The organism is Brevibacillus centrosporus, from assembly GCF_003710815.1.
Lineage (GTDB): Bacteria > Bacillota > Bacilli > Brevibacillales > Brevibacillaceae > Brevibacillus > Brevibacillus centrosporus.
Map to the genome: position 1 here is coordinate 1 of NZ_RHHP01000067.1, position 1,632 is coordinate 1,632.

Annotated in this window: 1 protein-coding gene; it reads left to right on the forward strand. The window is 48.7% G+C overall.

Annotated features, from left to right (window positions below):
• The first annotated feature begins 123 nt into the window (after positions 1-123).
• A complete protein-coding gene (locus EDM55_RS29860; RefSeq protein WP_122962134.1) occupies positions 124-1,419 on the forward strand; it encodes an IS110 family RNA-guided transposase in 1,296 nt (431 codons plus the stop codon).
• Positions 1,420-1,632 lie beyond the last annotated feature (213 nt).

A 1,632-nucleotide genomic window follows, 5' to 3' on the forward strand; every position in this document is an offset into this window, starting at 1 on the left:
GTAAATAGAAAAGGAGCCATTCCTGTAATGAATGAATTTGGGGTTTGAATAAAAAAAGCACCTTCTGTAAACTGGGAAACGTTCCGTCCAAAGAACAATTACCCGTACAGGAGGTACTCCACAATGAAGTATAAGCAATCGAAAAAGCAGAATCAACGTATTCAACAAATTACCGAATTAACCCTTGTTGTCGGTGCAGATATTGCGAAGAAAACGCATGTTGCCAGAGCTGTCGATTTCCGCGGAATCGAGATTGGTAAGGACTGCGTGTTCGGCAATGACCATTCTGGCCTGACGAAACTCGTTTCGTGGATGAAAGAGCTTCAGCGGCAATACGCCAAGACGGACATCATCTTGGGCATTGAGCCAACCGGACACTACTGGTTTCCACTGGCCGAATTTCTGCATCGAGAAAACATCAAAGTCGTTATCGTGAATCCTCATCACGTCAATAAAAGCAAAGAACTTGAAGACAATTCACCGACGAAGAATGATTACAAGGATGCTAGGCTAATCGCTGATTTAGTTCGCAATGGCAAGTACAGCGAGCCCAAATTGCCTACGTGCGTTTATGCCGACCTTCGTATTCTCATGAACCTTCGAGAGAAGGTGATGGTGAACTTCGGTCAAGTCCAACGGCGTATTCAGAACTGGCTTGATCGCTTCTTTCCGGAGTACAGCCTTGTGTTTAAAGATTGGGAAGGAAAGGCCTCGCTCATCACGCTTCGTGAATTTCCGACGCCACAGGAGATTGTATCGCTTGGCGCGAGTGCAATTGAGCGCCGATGGAAGGAAGACGTGAAGCGAGCGGTTGGCTCCAAACGTGCCGCGCAACTCCTTCAAGCCGCCACAAACTCAATTGGACTTACCGAAGGGCTGACGGCGGCGAAAATCGAGCTCAGGGCCTTACTGGAACAATATGAACTATTCTCAAGGCAACTTGAAGAAATCATGGCGCTAGTGGAAGCATTGCTTGCACAAATTCCAGGTACCAAAGAGATGCTGACAGTACCAGGAATCGGAGCTGTTACGCTGGCGGGCTTCTTGGCTGAAGTTGGTGATCTTAGCGGCTATGACCATGGCCAGCAGATCATCCGTCTTGCTGGATTTAATCTCAAAGAGAACAGTTCCGGCAAGAAGAAGGGCAAGTCCACGATTACCAAGCGCGGACGATCCCGACTAAGAGCCTTGCTTTTTCGAGCAGTGATGCCGATGGTTGCCAAAAACGCCGAATTCAAGGCGTTGCATCATTACTTTACGAAGCGAAGTCAAAATCCACTTAAGAAGAAGCAGTCCATCGTGGCGCTCTGCGGGAAGCTCATCCGTGTACTGTACACACTAGGCACGAAGTGCGTTCCGTACAATGCGACCGACGTTTTAGGACCTGTACGCCAGTCCCAAATACAGATGGTAGCTTAATTCAAATCATTTTTCCGTTCCTCACTAGAGTTTGGGAATAAACCAACAACAGAAGCACGGAGCAGCCGCAGGATCTATTCCGTAAGGGCAACGACCCAGTAAAGGAGCAAGAAGCGGCGTCCACACCTTGAGAGGCAGAACGAAGGAATGTAAGGGCGAAGACCCAGCGTGACATGGGAGGGTAAGCCGTCAGGGGAATGGAGTGGATATCCA

Coding starts and splice junctions, on each gene's coding strand:
- EDM55_RS29860 (WP_122962134.1), top strand. CDS start 124: ATGAAGTATAAGCAATCGAAAAAGCAGAATCAACGTATTCAACAAATT.